The organism is Pseudomonas quercus, from assembly GCF_012033695.1.
Classification (GTDB): domain Bacteria; phylum Pseudomonadota; class Gammaproteobacteria; order Pseudomonadales; family Pseudomonadaceae; genus Aquipseudomonas; species Aquipseudomonas quercus.
The window spans coordinates 32,993-54,662 of record NZ_JAAVJI010000010.1; the positions used below are offsets into that span (position 1 = coordinate 32,993).

General features: G+C 54.6%; 18 protein-coding genes and 1 pseudogene. 7 read left to right on the forward strand and 12 right to left on the reverse strand.

All coding sequences use genetic code 11. The features are described from left to right. The first annotated feature begins 16 nt into the window (after nucleotides 1-16). The 5 genes from choW (at nucleotide 17) to betA (ending at nucleotide 6,129) form a co-directional block, all read left to right on the forward strand. Nucleotides 17-862, forward strand: a complete 846-nt coding sequence (gene choW, locus HBH25_RS16000) for a choline ABC transporter permease subunit (protein WP_168084937.1) — start codon at nucleotides 17-19, stop codon at nucleotides 860-862. After that, entirely contained in the window at nucleotides 859-2,094 is a 1,236-nt protein-coding gene (choV, locus tag HBH25_RS16005) for a choline ABC transporter ATP-binding protein (RefSeq protein WP_168084938.1), read from the forward strand. Before choW ends, choV begins: the two co-directional genes overlap by 4 nt. A gap of 136 nt (nucleotides 2,095-2,230) precedes the next feature. Next, a complete protein-coding gene (betI, locus tag HBH25_RS16010; RefSeq protein ID WP_168084939.1) occupies nucleotides 2,231-2,830 on the forward strand; it encodes a transcriptional regulator BetI in 600 nt (199 codons plus the stop codon). 68 nt (nucleotides 2,831-2,898) lie between these two features. Then, a complete protein-coding gene (gene betB / locus HBH25_RS16015; protein WP_168084940.1) occupies nucleotides 2,899-4,371 on the forward strand; it encodes a betaine-aldehyde dehydrogenase in 1,473 nt (490 codons plus the stop codon). Nucleotides 4,372-4,434: 63 nt separating this feature from the next. Continuing rightward, the gene (betA, locus tag HBH25_RS16020) at nucleotides 4,435-6,129 is read left to right on the forward strand and encodes a choline dehydrogenase (protein WP_168084941.1); all 1,695 of its coding nucleotides are present in this window, start codon (nucleotides 4,435-4,437) and stop codon (nucleotides 6,127-6,129) included. Nucleotides 6,130-6,210: 81 nt separating this feature from the next. On the opposite strand, the gene serB is transcribed toward betA, so the two are convergent. Next, complete coding sequence (gene serB / locus HBH25_RS16025) at nucleotides 6,211-7,422, reverse strand: phosphoserine phosphatase SerB (protein ID WP_168084942.1); 1,212 nt, start codon at nucleotides 7,420-7,422, stop codon at nucleotides 6,211-6,213. 121 nt (nucleotides 7,423-7,543) lie between these two features. Here serB and HBH25_RS16030 point away from each other — a divergent pair, with 121 nt between their 5' ends. Further along, nucleotides 7,544-9,058, forward strand: coding sequence for an AhpA/YtjB family protein (locus tag HBH25_RS16030; protein ID WP_168084943.1), 1,515 nt, complete (start codon nucleotides 7,544-7,546; stop codon nucleotides 9,056-9,058). 169 nt (nucleotides 9,059-9,227) lie between these two features. After that, nucleotides 9,228-9,804, forward strand: a pseudogene (locus HBH25_RS16035) (transposase). A 32-nt stretch (nucleotides 9,805-9,836) separates the two neighbouring features. Here HBH25_RS16035 and HBH25_RS16040 read toward each other — a convergent pair. The 11 genes from HBH25_RS16040 to HBH25_RS16090 all read right to left on the reverse strand — a co-directional run bounded on the left by HBH25_RS16040 (nucleotide 9,837) and on the right by HBH25_RS16090 (nucleotide 21,620). Then, entirely contained in the window at nucleotides 9,837-11,831 is a 1,995-nt protein-coding gene (locus tag HBH25_RS16040) for a polysaccharide biosynthesis protein (RefSeq protein WP_168085057.1), read from the reverse strand. A 76-nt stretch (nucleotides 11,832-11,907) separates the two neighbouring features. Then, the gene (locus HBH25_RS16045; RefSeq protein ID WP_168084944.1) at nucleotides 11,908-12,927 is read right to left on the reverse strand and encodes an MraY family glycosyltransferase; all 1,020 of its coding nucleotides are present in this window, start codon (nucleotides 12,925-12,927) and stop codon (nucleotides 11,908-11,910) included. Next, nucleotides 12,924-13,892, reverse strand: a complete 969-nt coding sequence (locus HBH25_RS16050) for a UDP-glucose 4-epimerase family protein (RefSeq protein WP_168084945.1) — start codon at nucleotides 13,890-13,892, stop codon at nucleotides 12,924-12,926. Before HBH25_RS16050 ends, HBH25_RS16045 begins: the two co-directional genes overlap by 4 nt. After that, nucleotides 13,889-14,800 carry a glycosyltransferase gene (locus HBH25_RS16055; protein ID WP_168084946.1) on the reverse strand — a complete coding sequence of 304 codons (912 nt, stop codon included), beginning with the start codon at nucleotides 14,798-14,800 and terminating at the stop codon, nucleotides 13,889-13,891. The genes HBH25_RS16050 and HBH25_RS16055 overlap by 4 nt, the downstream gene beginning before the upstream one ends. A 47-nt stretch (nucleotides 14,801-14,847) precedes the next feature. Beyond that, nucleotides 14,848-15,753 (reverse strand): glycosyltransferase family 2 protein, encoded by a 906-nt coding sequence (locus tag HBH25_RS16060; protein ID WP_168084947.1) that lies wholly within the window; start codon nucleotides 15,751-15,753, stop codon nucleotides 14,848-14,850. Beyond that, nucleotides 15,750-16,766 (reverse strand): hypothetical protein, encoded by a 1,017-nt coding sequence (locus HBH25_RS16065; protein ID WP_168084948.1) that lies wholly within the window; start codon nucleotides 16,764-16,766, stop codon nucleotides 15,750-15,752. The genes HBH25_RS16060 and HBH25_RS16065 overlap by 4 nt, the downstream gene beginning before the upstream one ends. Nucleotides 16,767-16,906: 140 nt before the next feature. Beyond that, on the reverse strand, nucleotides 16,907-18,364 hold the full coding sequence (locus HBH25_RS16070) for a glycosyltransferase family 4 protein (RefSeq protein ID WP_168084949.1): 1,458 nt from the start codon (nucleotides 18,362-18,364) through the stop codon (nucleotides 16,907-16,909). Further along, nucleotides 18,361-19,638 carry an O-antigen translocase gene (locus HBH25_RS16075; RefSeq protein ID WP_168084950.1) on the reverse strand — a complete coding sequence of 426 codons (1,278 nt, stop codon included), beginning with the start codon at nucleotides 19,636-19,638 and terminating at the stop codon, nucleotides 18,361-18,363. The genes HBH25_RS16070 and HBH25_RS16075 overlap by 4 nt, the downstream gene beginning before the upstream one ends. Continuing rightward, nucleotides 19,635-20,762, reverse strand: coding sequence for a DegT/DnrJ/EryC1/StrS family aminotransferase (locus tag HBH25_RS16080; protein ID WP_168084951.1), 1,128 nt, complete (start codon nucleotides 20,760-20,762; stop codon nucleotides 19,635-19,637). Before HBH25_RS16080 ends, HBH25_RS16075 begins: the two co-directional genes overlap by 4 nt. Then, nucleotides 20,759-21,223 (reverse strand): acyltransferase, encoded by a 465-nt coding sequence (locus HBH25_RS16085; protein ID WP_168084952.1) that lies wholly within the window; start codon nucleotides 21,221-21,223, stop codon nucleotides 20,759-20,761. Before HBH25_RS16085 ends, HBH25_RS16080 begins: the two co-directional genes overlap by 4 nt. Beyond that, nucleotides 21,216-21,620: a sugar 3,4-ketoisomerase gene (locus HBH25_RS16090; RefSeq protein WP_168084953.1), complete on the reverse strand. Its 405-nt coding sequence runs from the start codon at nucleotides 21,618-21,620 to the stop codon at nucleotides 21,216-21,218. The genes HBH25_RS16085 and HBH25_RS16090 overlap by 8 nt, the downstream gene beginning before the upstream one ends. Nucleotides 21,621-21,670: the final 50 nt, after the last annotated feature.

Genomic DNA, 21,670 nt, shown 5'->3' on the forward strand with positions numbered 1-21,670 from the left:
AGGCAGGTGCCCCACCATGCTGACAGACCATAAACTTCCACTAGGCGAACACATTGCTGCATTCGTCGATTGGCTTACCCAACACGGCGCCAATGTATTCGACTGGATCGCCTCCACCCTTGAAGCGATGATCCACGGCCTTACGGCAGCCCTTACCTGGTTTCCGCCCCTGGCACTTGTGGTGATTTTTGCCGGGCTGGCCTATTTCATTCAGCGCAAGATCAGCCTGGCCATTTTCGTGGCCCTATCGTTCTTGCTTATCCTCAACCTGGGGTATTGGCAGGAAACCATGGAAACCCTGGCGCAGGTCACCTTTGCCACCGTGGTGTGCGTGGCGCTGGGTGTACCGCTGGGGATTATTGCGGCGCATAACCCGCTGTTCTATACCCTCCTGCGCCCCATACTGGACCTGATGCAGACCGTACCCACTTTCGTGTACCTCATCCCTACCCTCACCCTGTTTGGCCTGGGCGTGGTGCCGGGGCTGATCTCCACCGTGGTGTTCGCCATCGCCGCCCCTATCCGGCTGACTTACCTGGGCATCTGTGACGTGCCCCAGGAGCTGATGGACGCTGGCAAAGCCTTTGGCTGTTCGCGCAGGCAGCTGCTGGCCCGGATCGAATTGCCCCATGCCATGCCGAGCATTGCAGCGGGTGTGACCCAATGCATCATGCTGTCATTGTCGATGGTGGTGATCGCGGCCCTGGTAGGCGCAGACGGCTTGGGCAAGCCTGTGGTCAACGCGTTGAACACAGCCGACATCGCGTTAGGTTTCGAAGCCGGCCTGGCCATTGTGCTGCTGGCGATCATGCTGGACCGCATCTGCAAACAACCCGATGTGAAAGTCGGAGGTGACGCATGAGCATCATTCGCTTCGAAGACGTTGACGTTGTATTTACCAAGCAGCCCAAGGAAGCCCTCCGGCTGCTGGACGAGGGCCTGAGCCGGCCGGAAATTCTCAAGCGCACCGGCCAGGTGGTCGGCGTCGAGAAGGCCAACCTGGAGGTGAACAAAGGCGAGATCTGCGTGCTCATGGGCCTCTCCGGCTCAGGAAAGTCCAGCTTGCTGCGCTGTATCAATGGGTTGAACACGGTCAGCCGCGGAAAACTGTTCGTGGAGCACGAAGGCAGCCAAATCGACATTGCCTCATGCTCAGCCGCCGAACTGAAAATGATGCGCACCAAGCGCATTGCCATGGTGTTCCAGAAGTTCGCGCTTATGCCCTGGCTTACGGTGCGCGAAAACATCAGCTTTGGCCTGGAAATGCAGGGCCGCCCCAGTGATGAACGTCGCCGCCTGGTGGATGAAAAACTGGAACTGGTGGGCCTCACCCAATGGCGCAACAAGAAACCCGATGAGCTGTCCGGCGGCATGCAACAGCGGGTGGGCCTGGCACGGGCGTTGGCCATGGACGCCGACATCTTGCTGATGGACGAACCTTTCTCTGCGCTGGACCCACTCATTCGCCAAGGCCTACAGGATGAGCTGCTGGACCTTCAGCGCAAGCTGCAGAAAACCATCGTGTTCGTGAGCCACGACCTGGATGAAGCCCTCAAGCTGGGTAGCCGCATTGCGATCATGAAGGACGGCAAGATCATCCAGTATTCACGGCCCGAAGAGATTGTGCTCAACCCCGCCGATGACTACGTGCGTACCTTCGTCGCCCATACCAACCCCTTGAACGTGCTGTGCGGGCGCAGCCTGATGCGGCCACTTTCGGCCTGCAAGCGGCTGGACAACGAAATCTGCCTGGACCCAGGCAGCAATGCCTGGTTCGGATTAAGCGAGCAAAGCACTCTTAAAGGCAGCCGCCTGGGCGATGCCCCCATGGACATCCAGACCTGGGTGCCTGGCCAGCCGGTCGAAAGCCTTGGGCGCAGGCCAACACTGGTGGCCGCTGAAGTGAGCATGCGTGACGCCTTGGAAATTCGTTATCACACGGGCCACAAGCTGGTGCTGCACGAGCAGAACCGCGTAGTAGGCATTTTGGGAGATACCGAGCTGTACCACGCCTTGCTGGGTAAAAGCCTGGGCCACCCGGCTGAAGAGGCACCGGCGAACGAAGGCGTGGTGCCTCTGCGCAAGGCCAATTAACGCCTGAAGTTGCTGCAATAGTTAAAAGCGACCCTACGGGGTCGTTTTTCTTTATTTGAACGATCAATCAAAATAAACTACACTGGCGCAGCCGATGTCGACTCCCTGTGTCGCCGGAGCAGGAGGAAACGCACTGATGCCAAAGGTTGGAATGCAGCCTATTCGCCGCCAGCAATTGATCGAGGCTACGCTGCACGCCGTGGACAAAGTCGGCATGGCAGACGCCAGTATTGGGGTAATCGCCAAAACAGCGGGCGTGAGCAATGGCATCATCAGCCACTATTTTCAAGATAAGAACGGCCTGATCCAGGCCACCATGGCTTACTTGATGCGCGCACTGGCAACCAGCGTGGCCATACGGCGCAAGGCCTTGAGCGACCGCAGTGCGCGTGCTCATTTGCAGGTCATCATCGAAGGCAACTTCGACGCCAGCCAGCTGAGCAGCCCAGCCATGAAAACCTGGCTGGCCTTCTGGGCCGCCAGCATGCATCAACCTTCCCTGCACCGGCTGCAACGTATCAACGATCACCGGCTGTATTCGAACCTGTGCTGCGAGTTTCGCCGAGTGCTGCCCGCCGCCCAGGCACGCAATGCTGCCCGCGGGCTGGCAGCGCTGATCGACGGCCTATGGCTGCGAGGCGCACTTTCCGGCGATGCGTTCGACACCGATCAGGCATTGCGCATCGCCTACGAATACCTAGACCTGCAATTGGCGAAGCACGCGCCCACTGCCTGAGGCCCGTTCGCCATCAACCCCAGTGCCTCGGCAATGCCGACGGCACCCCGGACTTCGCGAGGAATCACATGGCCCGTTTTGGCTTGCAAAAACTCTACATCAACGGTGGTTACGTGGACGCCAGCGGCGACGCTGTATTCGACGCCATCAACCCAGCCACCGGTGAAGTACTCGCTCACGTGCAGCGCGCAACGGCGGCAGACGTGGAAAAAGCCGTTGCCAGCGCGGAAAAAGGCCAGAAGGTCTGGGCCGCGATGACCGCCATGGAGCGTTCGCGGATCCTGCGCCGGGCGGTGGACCTGCTGCGTGAACGCAACGACGAACTGGCCATGCTGGAAACCCTGGACACCGGCAAGGCGTACTCGGAAACCCGCTACGTGGACATCGTGACCGGTGCCGACGTGCTGGAGTATTACGCCGGCCTGGTTCCAGCCATCGAAGGCGAGCAGATTCCGTTGCGTGACACTTCCTTTGTCTACACCCGTCGCGAACCCTTGGGCGTAACGGCTGGCATCGGCGCCTGGAACTACCCGATCCAGATTGCGCTGTGGAAATCCGCACCTGCATTGGCCGCTGGTAACGCCATGATCTTCAAGCCCAGCGAAGTGACGTCGCTGACCACCCTCAAGCTGGCAGAAATCTTCACCGAAGCGGGTTTGCCTGATGGTGTGTTCAATGTACTCACCGGCAGTGGTCGGGAAGTGGGTAACCTGCTCACCGAACATCCCCGCATCGAGAAGGTAAGCTTCACCGGTGGCACCGACACGGGCAAGAAAGTCATGGCCAGTGCTTCTAGTTCGTCTTTGAAAGAAGTCACCATGGAGCTGGGGGGTAAATCACCCCTGATCGTGTGCGCGGATGCGGACCTGGATAAAGCCGCCGACATCGCAATGATGGCCAACTTCTATAGCTCCGGGCAGGTGTGCACCAACGGCACACGGGTCTTCGTGCCGGCTGAGTTGAAAGCCGCCTTCGAAGCCAAGGTACTGGAACGGGTGAAACGTATTCGTGCCGGGGACCCACTGGACGAAAACACCAATTTCGGGCCACTGGTGAGCTTCGCGCATATGGAAAGCGTGCTGGGCCATATCGAGAAGGGCAAGGCCGAAGGGGCTCGGTTGCTGTGTGGCGGCGGCCGCCTGCAAGACGGTGCGTTCGCCCAGGGTGCTTATGTGGCGCCTACCGTATTCACTGATTGCAGCGACGACATGACCATTGTGCGCGAAGAGATCTTCGGCCCGGTGATGAGCATTCTGGCGTACGACACCGAAGACGAAGTGATCCGCCGTGCCAACGACACTGATTTCGGCCTGGCCGCTGGTGTGGTGACCCCAGACCTGAACCGCGCTCACCGCATCATTCATCGCCTGGAAGCCGGCATTTGCTGGATCAACGCCTGGGGTGAATCGCCAGCGCAGATGCCGGTGGGCGGTTACAAGCAGTCCGGTGTAGGCCGTGAAAACGGTATTTCCTCCCTCGCTCAATACACCCGGATCAAATCCGTACAGGTGGAACTGGGCGACTACGCGTCCGTGTTCTAAAGGCGCGTCATTTTTTCTCGCGGCCTTCCTGCCAGGTAGGCCGCCGCATCCAAAAGGTGCCCTATGACCAAAGAATACGATTACATCATCATCGGTGCCGGCTCGGCCGGGAACGTACTGGCTACCCGCCTTACCGAAGACGCCAACGTGAGTGTGCTGCTGCTTGAAGCCGGTGGCCCAGACTACCGCGCCGACTTCCGTACCCAGATGCCGGCCGCCCTGGCCTTTCCCCTGCAAGGCCGGCGCTACAACTGGGCCTATGAAACCGACCCCGAGCCCCACATGGACAACCGTCGCATGGAGTGTGGCCGTGGCAAAGGCTTGGGCGGTTCATCCCTGATCAACGGCATGTGCTACATCCGCGGCAATGCCCTGGACTACGATGGCTGGGCAAAACTGCCAGGGCTGGAGAACTGGTCCTATCTGGACTGTCTGCCCTACTTCCGAAAGGCAGAGACCCGTGACATCGGCCCCAACGATTACCATGGCGGCGACGGCCCCGTAAGCGTTACCACGCCCAAGGCCGGTAATAACCCGTTGTTCGCCGCCATGGTCGAAGCGGGCGTACAGGCCGGCTACCCGCGCACCGACGACCTGAACGGTTACCAGCAGGAAGGCTTCGGCCCGATGGACCGCACCGTTACGCCTAAAGGCCGCCGCGCCAGCACTGCACGTGGCTACCTGGACCAAGCCAAGGCACGGGATGCACTCACCATCGTGACCCACGCCCTGACTGACCGCATTCTGTTCGAGGGCAAGCGCGCGGTAGGCGTGGCCTATCTAGAGGGCGACAGCACCAGCCCAGTCGAAGCTCGTGCCCGCAAGGAAGTGTTGCTGTGTAGCGGCGCGATTGCCTCGCCGCAGATCCTTCAGCGCTCCGGCGTAGGCCCGGCTGCCCTGCTTCAGGAGATGGGTGTGCCTGTTGTGCATGACTTGCCCGGTGTGGGCGAGAACTTGCAGGACCACCTGGAAATGTACCTGCAGTACGCGTGCACTCAGCCCGTGTCGCTGTACCCTTCCCTGCTTTGGTGGAACCAGCCGGCCATTGGCGCCGAGTGGATGTTCAATGGCACGGGCATCGGTGCCAGCAACCAGTTCGAAGCCGGTGGCTTCATTCGCTCACGGCCCGAGTTCGAATGGCCTAACATCCAGTACCATTTCCTGCCCGTAGCCATCAATTACAACGGCAGCAAAGGGGTGAAGGAGCATGGCTTCCAGGCTCACGTGGGGTCCATGCGATCCCCAAGCCGCGGCCGCGTGCGCATCAAGTCTCGCGACCCACGCCAGCACCCCAGCATCCTGTTCAACTACATGGCCACCGAACAGGATTGGCAGGAGTTTCGTGATGGCATCCGCCTGACCCGGGAAATCATGGCTCAACCCGCCTTGGACCCGTACCGGGGCCGCGAGATCTCACCTGGCGCCCACCTGCAAAGCGATGAAGAGTTGGATACGTTTATCCGCGAACACGCTGAAACGGCATACCACCCTTCCTGCTCTTGCAAGATGGGCACGGATGACATGGCGGTGGTCGACGACCAAGGCCGTGTGCACGGCATGGAAGGGCTGCGTGTAGTAGATGCGTCCATCATGCCGATCATCACTACCGGCAACCTGAACGCCCCTACCATCATGATGGCTGAGAAAATCGCCGACCGCATTCGTGGCCGCCAGCCTCTGCCTCGCAGCACGGCCAGCTACTACGTTGCCGGCGATGCGCCTGTACGCAAACAACCCATGCGCGCACTACCTGCGTAGCCCTACACCTGCTTCCTGTGGGACCGGGTGAAGCCAAAGGCGCAACCCGGGAACCCGCAGCCACAGGGCAAAGCCGAGCGGTTATGACAGCAGCCGATCCTCGACGCCGAGCAGGTACAACACCCCTTCCAACCCTAGCGTAGATATCGAGTGCCTGGCCGAGGCCTTTACCAACGGCTTGGCACGGAAGGCGACGCCCAGGCCTGCCAGCGCTAGCATGGGCAGGTCGTTGGCGCCATCACCCACAGCGATGGTCTGCTCCAGGCTGACGCCCTCCCGCGCTGCCAGCTCACGTAGCAGTTCGGCCTTGCGCTGGGCATCCACAATGGGTTCCACCGCCACACCGGTGCATTTGCCATCTTCTACCTGCAGCTCGTTCGCGTACACGTAGTCGATGCCGAGCCGTGCTTGCACTTGACGCGCAAAATAGGTGAACCCGCCCGACAAGATCGCCGTTTTGTAGCCCAGCCGACGCAACCCGGCAAACAAGGCCTCCGCCCCGTCGGTTAAACGCAGGCCGGCACCGATCTCGTCCAGCACGCTTACATCCAGCCCCTTGAGCAAGGCCATGCGCTCCTTGAAGCTGGCACGAAAATCCAGCTCCCCGCGCATGGCACGCTCCGTGATTTCCGACACGCGCTCGCCTACGCCATAGGCCTTGGCCAGCTCGTCGATCACTTCGGCCTGAATCAGGGTTGAATCCATATCGAAAACGGCAAGGCGCCGATGGCGACGGTTCAGGTCATCCGCCTGCAAGGCAATGTCCACACCCAGGTCGCGCGCGGCGTCCAGCAGCTCGGCGCGCAGGGCTTGGGCATCATGAGCAACGCCTTTAAGAAGAATGTCCACGCAGCCATGGGTAGCGGGTGCCTGGCTATCAAGGTAAGCAGGCCCTGACAAGCGGTCTATGCGGTCCACTTCCAACCCGTGCCGGTTCGCAATGCCCGTGACCCGATGCACGTGGTCGGCACTCAGGCCGTGAGTAAGCAGGCTAAGCACATACCGGGGCGCACGTTGTGCAAGCGCCCAGTGCTCGTAGGCAGGCAGGTCCAGTGGCTGAAGGCGAACAGTAACATCCAGGGTGGCGTAGGCGGTTTTCACCCGTTCCAGAAGCGCTTCGGAGGACACCCCAGGGGCCTGCTCAAGCATCACGGCCAGGTTGAGCGTGCCATGAATCACAGCCTGGCTGATGTCCAGCAGGCTGGCACCGCCTTCCGCCAGCACACCCACCAGCGCAGCACTTAGCCCTGGCCGATCCACGCCAGTGATGTTGATCAGGACGAATTCGCGCACGGCCTACCTCGGTTTTGGCAAAAAAAGCGCATTCTAACCAGTTTCCAGGGCTGGCGCGCTTTGAACACCAGGGGTCGGTCGTTATACTGCGCAGCACTTTCAGCCTCAGGAGCCGAGCGCAGTGAACCGGCCCACGCCCGTTAAAAACGATAATTTCTTCCTGCTGATCTTTCGGTCCTTGCGCCATCGCCGCTCACCGATCGCGCTGCGTATCGCTATCCACAACATCGTTCTGGTGGCAGTTGCCCTGCTGATCTACGCCGGGGTGATGGGGTTGCAGTTCAAGCAGGCCATGCATGACCAGGCCGATGCCCTAGGTCAAAGCCTCACCACACAAACTGCCGTGTCTGCGACCGAGTTGCTGGTGTCCAATGACATCCTCAGCCTCAATGTGTTGCTGAACAACCTGGTTAAAAACCCGCTGGTGGCCCATGCGGCCATCTACAGCGGAGACAACCGGGTGGTCGCCGAGGCGGGGCAGAAACCCAAGCCTGGCCTGCTGACGCTTTCAGGCGGCCTGTACGAGAAAAAACTGTCGTTCCAGGACGTCAGCACCGGCACGCTGCAGGTCAGCCTCAACATGGAGCAGTTCCAACAGCCCATGGCCATTAGCCTGCAAAGCATGGGCATTCTGTGCCTTATCCTGCTGGTACTGACCCTGGTCATCAGCCTTCGCCTGGGCCGGAACCTCACCACGCCCCTGCTGCAATTGCGTGTATGGCTGCGGCAGATCGACCATTACACCCCGGCAACCGAACGCCAGGATGAAATCGGCGATGTGGCGCGGGACCTTCACGACAAGTACGCCCCAGACCCACCCATTGAGCCAGTGCCTGAAGCCTTCGACGACGAAGAAGATGCAGCGCCGGCCTTTGCGCCCTTTACCGGGGCAGCTGCCAAGCCTGCACCTGTGACTGTGCCGGTTGGCCGCCGTGTATTGGCTGATGAGGACGAAGAGGACGACGACGCCTTCGCCGACCTGGGAGACTTTTCAGTGCCAGGCCCAGGCCCTGCCACCGTGCCCATGGCACCAGTTGCGCCTGCAGCCCCTGCTGTACCTCAGTACAGCGTGGTGCTGGCCGTTCAACTGGGTTCCCAGGAGCAGTTGCGTCGCTTGCCAAAGGCCCGCCTGGATGAGCTGACAGAGCGTTACCGCACCTTCCTGAACCAGGCCTCATCGCTGTATCAGGGGCATGTGCACAACCTGTCCGATGGTAGCAGCCTGGTGCTGTTCCACACGAATGACAGTGGTGAAGACTACCTGACCAATGCCATTTGCTGCGGTGAGCTGCTGCGGGCGCTGGGTCATGAGTTGCAGATCGAAGTGGCGGACAGCGGCATTACGCTTCAGCTTCAACTAGGCCTGGCCTTGGCCGATGAACTTCATGGAATGGACGACGCTTCCGTAGCTATGTCCGAGCCGACGCGTACAGCACTGGCCCTGTCGCAACACAGCCGCAACCTGCTGTTGGTGGAGCGCGGGGTCAATGATGACCAACTGATCCGCCAGCGTGCACGTATTCGCCCCATTGCCAGCCCTGAGGGCGCGTCGTGCGTAGAGCGGCTGCTGGAGCCTTACCCGTCGTTGCTGGAGCGTCAACTGGCACGGATAGCGGATCGGCGGACGCGGTTGTAATAGCTGCTTGCGGGCTCCTGTACTTCGCCAAATTAGGCAAGAGCAGAGCCCGCGAGGCTTTTTTAAAGTTGCCTTTTCTTAGGCTCTGTACGAAATTAATCGATACCACTTTAACTAGCACCTACGCACACAATTAGTAGAGTTCACGTCCGTCAGGGAAGCATCCCTGATGGTGAAACGCTACGAAATTGCCGACGAATTCTGAGCTTTTGTCGAAGACCTTTTCTCTGCGCCGCGATACAACCGGCGCCCTCGGGCTGATGATCGCTTGATGCTCAAGGGCATCCTCTGGGTGCTCTACTTGGGCGCTGCCTGGCGAGATATGCCCGAACGTTTTGGTCCTTGGTCGACGGTCTATCCATCCTTCGTGACTGGCGAGATTCAGACATCTGACCAGGTGCTAAAACGCCTGCATGTACGGCTCAGCGAAAAGAGGCTGATTGATGTGCAGACGTGGATGACTGACTCCACGGCAGGACAACGCCACCAAGCCGCCAGCGGCGCCGAGGCCAGTACTGCGACCACTACGGCATGCAGCCAGTGATCCCACTCCAGACCATGAAGCGCAAGCCCCGCCCTAGAATGTCTCGCCTATTCGACAAGCCCAAATAGGCTCAGCGCAACATCATTGAAGGATGTTCGGCTGGCTGAAGGAAAACCGCCGTATCATCACTTGCTACGGCAGGTTGGCAAAGAGCTTTTCAGCAATGGTTTCACTCGCTTGCTCGCTAAGCCGTTTGCGATAGTCCATTTCATAAAAGCTCAGTAAAGATAGGCGTTAGAGTGTCTGATTACGCTGTTGATGCATCCAGTCGACGATTTCGCCATCGGGCGCGTAGCCACTAACGGTTTCTCGAAGTAATTTACGCACCTTGTCGTAATCGTCGCTCCCCACTGCGCTGACTAACTCCGCGAGCTTCTCTTTTAACACTTCCCATGACAAGTAATCTTCGTGGGCGCTCATGATCATCGGATGGCCCGTAGTCGCCACGTTTTCGCCGATCAATAACTCTTCATAGAGCTTCTCACCGGGTCGCAGGCCGGTGAACTCTATGGCAATATCGCCATGTGGGTTCTTGTCCGAGCGTACGCTCAGCCCAGACAAATGCACCATTTTCTCTGCCAGTTCAACGATCTTTACTGGCTCGCCCATATCCAGCACAAATACGTCCCCACCCAAGCCCATCGAGCCAGCCTGGATAACTAACTGAGCGGCCTCCGGAATGGTCATGAAGTAGCGCGTAATTTTGGGATGCGTAACTGTAATAGGCCCGCCCGACTTTATCTGTTTGTGGAATAGTGGAATCACTGAGCCAGAGGAACCTAAAACATTACCAAAACGTACCATAGTGAACCGGGTTTTATTGACTCTAGGTACGTTGCTGCCATCTTTGAACATAACTGGGCCGAGTTCACTACTGAGCGCCTGCAGGACCAGCTCCGCAAGCCGCTTGGTGCTGCCCATAACGTTGGTTGGGCGTACTGCTTTGTCGGTGGAGATCAGCACGAAATTCGCTACACCGGCCTTGATTGCTGCTTGTGCAGTATTCAATGTACCTACAACGTTATTTAGTACGCCCTCGGCAATATTGTGTTCCACCATGGGTACATGCTTGTAAGCCGCTGCATGATAAACAGTATTGACGTCCCAGGTTTTCATGACATTTAGCAACTTAACTTCGTCGCGCACTGACCCCAGAATCGGCAACACGCGCACGGGCAGCGACTCGCGTGACACTCGTTGCTCCAGCTCGGACAGGATCGTGTAGAGATTGAACTCACTGTGCTCGAACAAAAGCAGCGCCTTAGGCTTTAGCATCAGGATCTGGCGGCACAGCTCCGAGCCAATTGACCCGCCTGCACCGGTAACCAGTACAGCCTGCCCAGCGATACAGCGCTCCAGCAAATGTTCTTGAGCCGGGACAGCATCGCGCCCCAGCAGATCGGCGATGTCAACCTCTTGAATATCATCGACTTTCACCCGGCCGCTGGCCAAGTCCATGAAGCCTGGAACGCTGCGAACATGCAAAGGGTATTTTTCAAGCAACTCCAATATTTCACGCCGACGCGTGCGACTTGAGGATGGGATAGCCAACAGAATCTCTTGGGCACCCGTTGCGTCGATCATTCTCTGGATATGCCTGGCCTTATAAACCTGCAGGCCGGAAATCACTCGCCCAGCAATGCCGGAATCATCATCGATAAACGCAACCGGCCTCATCACGCGGCCCATGCGAAGCGCGGCGACCAATTGGTTACCTGCCGCACCCGCGCCATAAATGGCGACGCGGGGAAGGCCATTATCGCGCCGCGTGAAGGGCACATGCTGCGCAGCGGTGAACCAATCACCAAGAAAATACTGGCGCATGATCAGGCGCAGACCACCGATCATGATCATGCTCAGCCACCAGTAATTGAACAGAATGGAGCGCGGGATCACTACTTCATGGTTGCTGTACGCGTAAACCACCGCACCCAAAATAAGTGTCGAGAGGCTTACCGCCTTGAAGATGGTGATCAGGGCGTCATTGCCGAAATAGCGCATCACTGCCCGATACATGCCAAAACGAATGAACAACGGGATAGCAATGACTGGCGCGGCGATGAACAGCCACAGATGCTGGCCTATCGGGTTAAACATGTCATCTAGCCCAAGGCGCACGAGAAACGCTAGCCACATGGCAAACCAGACCAGTAGCAGGTCCGCTACCACTTGTAAAAGCCGCTTCTTGCTACGTGGCAAGGCTAGCAAACTCGCCCGAACCTGATTCATCAAACTTTCCATCTTTTGATTCCATCTCTACTGGCAGACCCGAACCCGGCTCTGTTTTGCATTGATTGCCCTTCGGTCAAACAGTTTCTTCCAGCTGCCCAGCATTGTACTTGACGGCCAGTAGTACCAACGGAAGGTAGGCGAGCATAAGCCCTACAGCGCTATCCATATACTGCAAACCTACACCGATGGCCAGCGGCAGCAACCACACGACATTGATGACCACCACTGCAAGGGTAACGGGCTTGTGCTTGCCATGCAGGCGCGACGCGAACTGGTAGCCGTGGCTGCGATGAGCCTCATAGACCTTGTCCCCACGCACCAGCCGACGAATCAGGGTAAAGGTCGCATCCACCACGAACACGCCCAGCAGGATCAACCACGCAAAGAGAAACGCCGAACCCGCCCAGGCAGCCTGAAGAGACAAACAGCCCAGAATGATGCCCAAAAATCCGCTGCCGGCATCGCCCATGAAAATTTTGGCCGGAGGGAAGTTCCAGCTCAGGAACCCCGCCACGGCCATAGCCAGAAACAGCGGCGCGTAGATCAGTTGCTCATGCCCAGTGAGCCAGTAGATCAAACACGCCCCAAGGCAAGCACACATGGCTTCAACACTGGCGATACCGTCAATGCCGTCCATGAAGTTGTACAGGTTGAGCATCCACACCAGATAAAAGGCAGCCGCCATCGCTCCCAGCCAGCCAAGGTCAACGGTAAAACCGAACATCGTCAGCGGCGCAAGCCCACCGAGCCAGAACAGAGCCCACACCGCCGCCAGAAAATGCCCCAGCAACCGCCAGCGCGCTGCGATATGGCCGTGATCATCCATAAAACCTATAACCGCGATGAGTGTGCCTGCGCCAAGGTAACCTACAAGCACGGGCCAGGTTTCCAGACCGAGCAAGCCCAGCGCAAGAAGTGCCAGCAGGAATACAATAACAATCGCGACACCTCCACCTCTTGGGGTAGGAATGGAGTGAGAGCTGCGGGCGTTGGGAATGTCGATGATGCTGCGTTTGAGTGCATACAGGCGCAACAATGCTGTTAGACCGTATGACAAGAGCGTGATTAGGGGAAGCAGATACCAAAAGCTCATTTTACAAACTCGCTTAGGAAGTACTGGGCTGTTTCGTTCAGGGCATGATCAACGGTTACCACAGGTTTCCATCCTAGTAACAAGCGTGCTTTGTCAGTGCTCACCTGCAATGAACCACACAAGCGCTGGGACAAGGATTTTTTCCCTAGTAGATTAGCCGTGCCTGCAAGCATCCAAGCTGGCACGGGCAAAAGCCGTGCTGGTCGGTGTAGCGCTTGTCCAAGCTTGTACAGCAGCTCGGTAGTGGACACATCGTGGCCGTCGCTGATCAAAAAGGTTTCAGAAGCGGCCGCTGGATGAACCGAGCACAAGCGGATGAAACTGACCAGGTTGTCCAAGGCGACAAGGCTACGCCTGTTGTGAAGGGTACCAAACGGCAGTGGTACGCCTTTGCGCAGCCAATTCATCATGCTTGCAAAGTTTGCCCTGACGCCGGGGCCGTAGACCAAGACAGGACGAATGATCACCACTTCAAGCCCCGTTTCGGCGGCAATGGCTTTAAGCCCCTCTTCTGCTTCCCATTTGGAAATGCCGTAAGGGTCCACGGGGTTTGGGGTATCAGTTTCGCGATAAACTTTGCCAGGGGTGGTGCCCTCACCGTTCACCTTGACGGAACTGACAAACACAAACCGTTTCACTCCGGCCGCAGCCGCGCTACGCGCAAGCTGCAAAGTGTGGCCCACATTCACTCGCCGGAAGGCCGCAAGCGGGTCAGGGTCAGTGTCATTCATGATATGAACACGCGAAGCGAGATGAACAACAACGTGAACACCGGTCAAAGACGGGTGTTGGGCATCAATCGTTGAGAAGTCCTCCAGTACGCTGTAATGAGCATTGACTGGCGCGCCGTGGGGAGCAGCGCGCAGCAGGGTATGAACCTTGAAGGCCGAATCAGCCGCTAAATACTCGACTAGGCGCCTGCCAACGAAACCTGTGCTGCCCGTGACCAATAGCTGTGTATTCATTTTTTGTGCCTCACCAGCGCGAGGGCAATGCACAATGCCCCAAACACATACTTGTCCCGCAGCCTTCTACGACATTGAGAACTGTTTTTCGCCAATCGTAATAGCTGAAACCGGCCCAGACCACTCCAGCTTCGTACAAATGGGCTGTCACCCATGCCCACCAAGTTGGCAATCTTCGCAGCCTGGTTCAGATACCAGCCATCAAACACTTGAGCCAAACGGGCCTTGAAAGCCTTCGCGCCCTGGTTGACGCCCACTTGATTACTAGCGTGCTGCCGATAACGCATTGAAGGCACATTATCAATATGCCAGCGATAACCATTGGCTCGGCTGAATGCGTAGAAATACCAGTCGTGCAGGGTGACAGCTTGTACCTCAGCAAAGTGGGCAGTCAGATGCCGCTGCATCGTGATAAATAATTCCCGAGTGAAAACATACGTGCACCCCGGACCCGCCGCTTCGAATAAAAAGTCGTAGGCTGCCTGAGGCTGGGACTTTACGACAGTCTTCTCAACTCCATTCGGCCAAAAGGCCTGAACGTCGCTAGAGTAGCCATCCACACGCGTGGCGTTCATGACAGTGACAGCACGGATGAGTTTGTCAGGGTGCCAGATGTCGTCCTGGTCAGCGAAGGAGAAATAGTCGTAGCCTGCAAGCGGTGCGTCATGCACCAGACGAAAGAAATTTCGCGCGGCGCCGCCAAAGCGCTCGCCTAACGGCAACACAACAACGCGTGGCTCACGTAAAGCCAGTGCTGTCGCCCATTCCTCAGTCCCGTCAGTAGACTTATCGACGTTGATCGCGATAGTCACTGACACTTCTTGCTGAGAAAGAATCGACTGGACCTGCTCTTCAATCCACTGCACACCGTTATAAGCAGCCAGCAGTACCAAAAAACGTGGTTGCATAAACCTACCTTAATTCTGAGACCTCTCGGCCCAATACGAAACGGGTGTCAGTGCACCGGACCAAGACTCGCCTTGGCGCCATGGCGTACACCGCGAATCATCATGCTAAGCGACTTCTTGCGGTCGATATCAATGAAAAGATTCACTACAAAGCGAAGCATCAAGGCGGTCATCATCCGCCGCTTCCAGAGCGCAGGCGTGTGCGCCATGCGGCAGACAGCCACCGTATTGCGAAAGAAAAAATAACGGCGTATAGGCGAATACCGGAAAAAACTCAGCCCGAGCAGTTTTACCGGGGGCGCATCAGACAGGGCATGGCCCATTTGGACGTTCAAGCAACCATACAAACTGTAGCCTTGATCACGGACTCGGAAACACCACTCTGTGTCGGTAAAGTCGACAAACATACCTTCGTCATACCTGATGCCCTGCTCCCAGGCCTGTATATCGACAAACATACCAGACGTGATGAGCGCATCTGCTTTCACCAAGCCATGCGCATTGTCGCTTTCAAATACCGGCTTGATCTTTCCGCCTACGGATGAATAAAACGGGAAATTGACTTCCTTACCATCACGACGATCAAAGAAGGCCGGGCTGACAGCAATAGCTTTGTCGTCAAGACGCTTAGCGTCGTTCATCGCCTGATGCAAACGCTCGATGAGATCGGGTTGAGCGTGGCTGTCTTGGTCGAAGGTGACCATGTAACGCTTGCCCTGTTGTAAAGCTTTAGCAAAACCGACATTGAGGGCAAAACCCAGCCCTTTATTTTCCCCAAGAGGCAGATAGCAAATTCGTTCACGAAGATCGGGATCTGCGGCAAGGTAGCCCGCCCCCCCGCCATTATCCACGAGCAGCAGTAAATCCACCTGATTCAGCAGAGAGGCGAGCAACCTATCCAATACAGGCATTTCTGGGTGAAAGCTGACAACAACTGCTGCAACATCTTTCATAGCAACTTCCTTGACTGCAAAGCAAACCGCTCTTTGGGCTGATTACTCATAACCACTGACCAATACCACAAAATAACAAGAAAACCGAATGAATTGAACAATACCGGATTACTCAGCGACATGATCAGGTACAAGACAATGATGATAAATTGAGGGATATTTTCTTTTAGGCCCATGATTCGACGGACCGGAAAAAGAATGCTACCCATAAGCACTAACGAAAGCGGAAAACCTACAAATCGCACAGAGTCCAGCCAGGTTATTTCTGTCTGAGAAACAACAGCACCATATCCTTCCGTATAAAAATAAGAACCAAGACCACGCCCAAAGAACAGCATGGACCAATCGACAGTGTCAAAAAATGAAGCAATGTGTCCTAGCTTGATACTGTTCGACTGCTCACTGGAGCTTAGTACACTAGTCTGATTTAGTAGATAGACCACACCGATAACAAAAATCGGAATTACTACTGAAAGAATAAGTATTCTCTGAGGCCAAGTTTTGTGGTGAAGGTAAAGCACAAACAAAGAGATGACTGCCATAGCCATGAGTGCACGTGATGCCGTGCAGATGATTGCCGCGATAATCACGCCTATGCACAGTAGTGTGATTATCTTACGATAGCGCAAAAAGTCTAAGAAAAGTAGCGACAGTGGAACCAGCAAGAATGGGGAGGATCGATGGTGCAGCATGAAAAGCTGCAAGCCCCCAAAGTTACGGACTCCATAAAACCCTAGCTCATGAGCATTGTAATAGTCTAGCAGCATATCACCTATAAAAAACCCTGGGAAAACCATCAACATAAACGAAAAACCGCACATAATTAAAGCCAGACTAACCCCAGATATCTTTAGCACATTCTCCATGTTTATCTGATAATGTACAATGATGTAAATCAGAAATAACGACAGTACACCAAGTAGCATTTGACGCGCCAGACCCAGATCAAAGTCACCAGTCATACCCAGTACAAAGCCGTATGCAAAAATGATCAAAATGATGAACGGCGCCATAGTTCTAACAGGCTTAATAAAGAGCAAAAATATTGATATTAAAAAAAGGGGAACGAACAGCAGTTTATTTAGAAAAAACACAGGAACCAATATGGTAGCAAGTGAATACCAAAGTACTATACTCCTTATTATTCTAGACATCATGCCGCTTCCACGCTAGAACCCCGGATTCGCCGATAGCTTGCAACAACCTGCTTGACATGCAACTTTAATCTTTTTGAAAAGCCCAGTGTTCGGTACAGGCGATTGGCCAGCTGAGGGCAAAGTATCTTTAATGCGGAAAATGATTGAGCAGAAATATCGATTGAAGCGGGAGTTCCTTCACTCCGAAAAAGGCCTATATTGCCCGTCCAGCGACAGTAAACATCCAATTTGTTTTCACTCGTTTGCCCACTATCAAGACACGCTATGAATCGGGCCTTTACGTTTTCGATAGAATGGACCTCAATGATCTTGGCTAATAAATCCGAAGGCGGTTGATACGCTGCAATGGTGCTCATGACTTCATCTACAGAGGACATTTTCAATACATCTGCAGGTGAATAGCCTTGCTGCGGAGACACAAGCCCAACGCAGCGCTGGCCTGCGACATACTGCTCAGCGAAGGCGGTACCGCCGGGAATGGGATAACTATCAATATAGAAATCAGCATTTTTTACTAATTCCCTATACTCTGAGTAGGGCAAACTCTTGATCACAGAAAACCGCGATCTATACTTGAGCTTCAAAAGCCACCACCAATAACCTACTCTGATATCAGAACCAATAACAAGCACCTTCGAATTTGGATAGGTTGATAAAACCTTGCCCAACAAATCAGTCGGACTCAGACCCTTGACTGGTTTAAACTTTATATCGCTACCTGCGGTGATGAAAATCAAGTCATCCTGTACCGAAGGCGCAAACCCACTCTGCGTGGCAGAAGTTTCAATTTCTATAGGTATACCTAAAAAGCTCTTTTTACCCTTAATCAACTTTGACTCATCAAGACGCTTGCCATAACTGCTTAACTCAAAATAATAGTCTGCTACAGTAGAACCAAAAGAAAAAACGTGATCCGCGTGATTCACAAAGTAAATTTCGGGAACTGCCTTACTAACAACCACACCACATGCAACTACTGTACAAATATCATCAGGATGAATATGGAGGACTACTTTTTTGTAGGCCGCCAAAACACTTGCAATTTCATATACCCTTTCAACGGGCTTAATGGCTTTTACATGAATGATGTTATCAACGTAATTCGAGACCCGCTGGACTGCGGCAGTAGACGCTTTACGAGTAATTAGCAAGTCGGCGCCCCCTGCGCTCATGCGCGCAAGCTTCTCCATTAATCGAGTATGTCCCCCCGAAAGAAATGGCTCAGTAATCACGTGAAGGATACGCGAATCAGAGCCCGAGTCTGGATAAGCAGTTGCCCAAACATTTCTAGCCTTACAACGAGAAATCAAATCTAATTCAACCACAGTTGCGTCATAGACACCCACATCCGCAAACCATAGTAAATTACCATAGATTTCCGCAAGCTCTAAAGCTCGGCCGAGATCAGGCTCTGCCACTATGGTGTGAGCGAAGTCGTCGAATAAAATTTTCAAATTACGTCACTGCCTAATTTTTGATCGAGAGTGTGCAATTTCTCATAGACCAGAAAATACATCATCAAGCCATAAACCAAGTAAGTTGCCGCATAAGCCCAAGTGACTGCCACGATGCCCCATCGGTCAGTGAATACGACCGTAAGCCCATAGAGACACAGACAGGACGCCACCTCGGCTATCACGAACTCCTTAACCATTGCCTTACTTAGCATGACGTAGGCGATTATCCAACTCACAATTTTGAGACTGTCTCCCACGACCTGTCCTGCGAAAAGCATACGCATTGGAGAAAACGCGTCGGTAAATAAAACGAGGATGATGAAATCTCTAAGTAGATACATCATCAATCCAGCAAACATAGCTACAGGCAGGATAAACTTGTATCCCTGCAGTATTTCAGATCGGATCTCCTTGCCTGTTTTAAGCTCAGAAAGCTTTGGCAAGTAGTACACGCTCAATGTGGTGGTGACAATAAGAAGATAGGCACCACTTAAGCGCGTTATCGCATCCCAATACCCGGCAACCTCCCAGCCAAAATCGGCGCCAAGATGGCGCCTAATCAAGGTCTGAACAATGGGAGTAGCGACTGCGGCCACCAATGCCATGAAAAAAAAAGCTGATAGCTTTTTGATTACTGACCCTTCAAGGGAGCCGAATAAAAAGGTCAGTCGGAACCATTGCGTACGCACACAAAAAGTAGCTGTGACAAAAAAACTGATTGATTGATACAACACTAATGATATAAGTGCCCCGTGGAGACCGTACAGCATCGTTAAGCCCACGGTAATTAATAATGACAGAAGGCTTCCTGCGATATTGGCGCCAACGTAAAGAAGAATTTCTTTCTTCCCATTCAAGATGGCAAGCAACAAGGTATTAAGCGAAAAAAATACTACTCCACCTGCCAACCATAAAAATATGTCGTAGACGCTTTCATCATGCAAAAAAAACCCAGAAAGCTCTCTACTAAATATCGCTAAGAGCACCGCAGTCAGCAAACTACCTAGAACCGTTAGGGTTCCAGCCACCTTCCATACACCCCTCTGCAGATTCTCATCGTCACCGTACTCAGCTGTATACTTGACTACTCCGTTTGTAATTGCACCTCCGGTAAATGTAGTAATCATCTGCAATGCATTTTGGAACTGGCCGATCGCCGCAAAGCCTGCCGGACCTATATAGATAGCCAGTATCTTGTTAAGACCTAGAAGTGTCACCATCTTCACAGCAACTGCAATACCATTCAGCAAGCTAGTCTTAATCAGGTTCATAACGTTCCTGATTTGAAACTATTGCACGCCCTAACTACAGCTTCGGCATCTTCCAACGAAAGCGTCGGCCCTATGGGCAAGCTCAGGATCTGCTGATGGATCTGCTCGGAAACCGGGAATGAAGCATCACCCCATTCGGCGTAGGCTTTTTGATGGTGTGGGGGGATTGGGTAGTGAATCAACGTTTGTACACCCTGATTTGCTAGATAGCGCTGCAATCCGTCGCGGTCTTCACAGAGCACTGTATAGACGTGCCATACGTGACTAAGGTTGTGGGAGACGTCGAACTCAGTCGCCACGGGTGTGCGAATGGCGGGGTTTGATAGCGTACGAGTGTACACGTCGGCTATCACGCGACGATGCGCAGTCTGCTCATCCAGGTATTTCAGCTTGACTGAAAGGCAGGCAGCCTGCATTTCATCGAGTCGGCTGTTTACACCGCGATACAGGTTTTCATACTTCTTGTGCGACCCGTAATTGCGCAGGGCCTTCAGCGTCGTCGCTAACAGATCATCGTTCGTTGTGATTGCACCTGCATCACCCAACGCGCCTAGGTTCTTGCCTGGATAAAAGCTAAAACCTGATGCATCACCCCAGCTCCCCGCACGTCGGCCATTAATGCTGGCGCCGTGAGACTGAGCGGAATCTTCCAAGACAAGCAGTTCGCGGCGCTCTGCCAGCGCCATGATGGCCGGCATATCAGCCAGACGGCCATAAAGATGAACCGGTAAGATAGCTTTTGTTTTCTCAGTGATCGCGGCTTCCGCCTTTAGCGGGCACATGTTGAATGTTGCCGGATCAGGCTCTACCAGCACGGGCACCAGCCCGTTTTCGGAGATCGCGAGGATGCTGGCAATGTAGGTATTTGAAGGTACAAGGATCTCATCGCCAGCCTGAAGACAGCCAAGCTCTTTCCAGGCGCGGATAACCAGCACTAATGCGTCAAGCCCGTTTGCGACCCCTATGCAGTGCCTAGTACCGCAATAGTTGGCGAAGCTGCTTTCAAATGCCTGCAGCTCTGTGCCGCCGATATACCAACCGGAATCAATGACTCGCGTGCAGGCGGCAACCAGCTCGTCGCGGCAGGCCTGGTTGATTTCTTTCAAGTCTAGGAAACTGATCATTCGCTCAAATACCTGATAACTTTTGCAGGATTACCGACAACAACTGCACGCTCTGGAACATCATTGACGACTACCGCACCTGCGCCAACCATAGCACCTTTGCCAATAGTCAGGCCGGGCAATATAGTAGCGTTAGCGCCGATACTTGCGCCCTGATTTACCATAATGCCTGAGAATTTTTCGGGATAGACTTTGGAACGTGGCATAACATCATTGGTAAACGTCGCGTTTGGCCCAATGAATACGTTGTCGGCGATAACCGTTCCTGCCCACAGGTAAACACCTGACTTGATTGTAACGTTATTACCAACAGTCACTCCATTTTCAATCAGAGTATGAGCGCAGATGTTGCAATCTTCGCCAACTACAGCTCCCTCGAAGACGACAGCGTACTGCCAAATACGCGTGGCTTTACCAATCTGCTCGCTTTTCACGTCAGCAAGTGGATGTATTTTAGGCATGCCCGATCATCTCCAAAAAGCGAGAATAATCGCGCACGTAATCAGCCTCATCATAAAAGTCACTTGCCAGTACCAGCAGCACGCAGCCGTGGCTGAAATCATGCATTTCATGCCAGATCATTTTATCAATCAAGATGGCCTTATTAGGCGTGTCCAGCCAGACCTCTTCTTTGAGTATGCCGTCATCCAGCTTCATCAGGCATTTTCCAGACACACATACGGCAACCTGAAGAAGCTGCTTATGCGCGTGAAACCCCCTCGGCACTCCTGGCTGGGTGTCGGTCAAGTAATAGACCCGCTTGACTTCGAACGGCACATCCCGGTTGTTCTCCAGAACAACAAGATGCCCCCGTTCGTCGCCAAGCGTCTTCAAATCCAAAACCGTAATCAGGCTCATTTGCTTATTGCCAGGATTGAATGAGCTACAGCCAACTCATCAACTGCCAG

Excerpts from the sequence above, each read along its gene's own strand:
- choW (WP_168084937.1), top strand. The coding sequence starts at position 17 with ATGCTGACAGACCATAAACTTCCACTAGGCGAACACATTGCTGCATTC.
- choV (WP_168084938.1), top strand. The coding sequence starts at position 859 with ATGAGCATCATTCGCTTCGAAGACGTTGACGTTGTATTTACCAAGCAG.
- betI (WP_168084939.1), top strand. The coding sequence starts at position 2,231 with ATGCCAAAGGTTGGAATGCAGCCTATTCGCCGCCAGCAATTGATCGAG.
- betB (WP_168084940.1), top strand. The coding sequence starts at position 2,899 with ATGGCCCGTTTTGGCTTGCAAAAACTCTACATCAACGGTGGTTACGTG.
- betA (WP_168084941.1), top strand. The coding sequence starts at position 4,435 with ATGACCAAAGAATACGATTACATCATCATCGGTGCCGGCTCGGCCGGG.
- HBH25_RS16040 (WP_168085057.1), bottom strand. The coding sequence starts at position 11,831 with ATGAATCAGGTTCGGGCGAGTTTGCTAGCCTTGCCACGTAGCAAGAAG.
- HBH25_RS16045 (WP_168084944.1), bottom strand. The coding sequence starts at position 12,927 with ATGAGCTTTTGGTATCTGCTTCCCCTAATCACGCTCTTGTCATACGGT.
- HBH25_RS16050 (WP_168084945.1), bottom strand. The coding sequence starts at position 13,892 with ATGAATACACAGCTATTGGTCACGGGCAGCACAGGTTTCGTTGGCAGG.
- HBH25_RS16055 (WP_168084946.1), bottom strand. The coding sequence starts at position 14,800 with ATGCAACCACGTTTTTTGGTACTGCTGGCTGCTTATAACGGTGTGCAG.
- HBH25_RS16060 (WP_168084947.1), bottom strand. The coding sequence starts at position 15,753 with ATGAAAGATGTTGCAGCAGTTGTTGTCAGCTTTCACCCAGAAATGCCT.
- HBH25_RS16065 (WP_168084948.1), bottom strand. The coding sequence starts at position 16,766 with ATGGCGCCGTTCATCATTTTGATCATTTTTGCATACGGCTTTGTACTG.
- HBH25_RS16075 (WP_168084950.1), bottom strand. The coding sequence starts at position 19,638 with ATGAACCTGATTAAGACTAGCTTGCTGAATGGTATTGCAGTTGCTGTG.
- HBH25_RS16080 (WP_168084951.1), bottom strand. The coding sequence starts at position 20,762 with ATGATCAGTTTCCTAGACTTGAAAGAAATCAACCAGGCCTGCCGCGAC.
- HBH25_RS16085 (WP_168084952.1), bottom strand. The coding sequence starts at position 21,223 with ATGCCTAAAATACATCCACTTGCTGACGTGAAAAGCGAGCAGATTGGT.
- HBH25_RS16090 (WP_168084953.1), bottom strand. The coding sequence starts at position 21,620 with ATGAGCCTGATTACGGTTTTGGATTTGAAGACGCTTGGCGACGAACGG.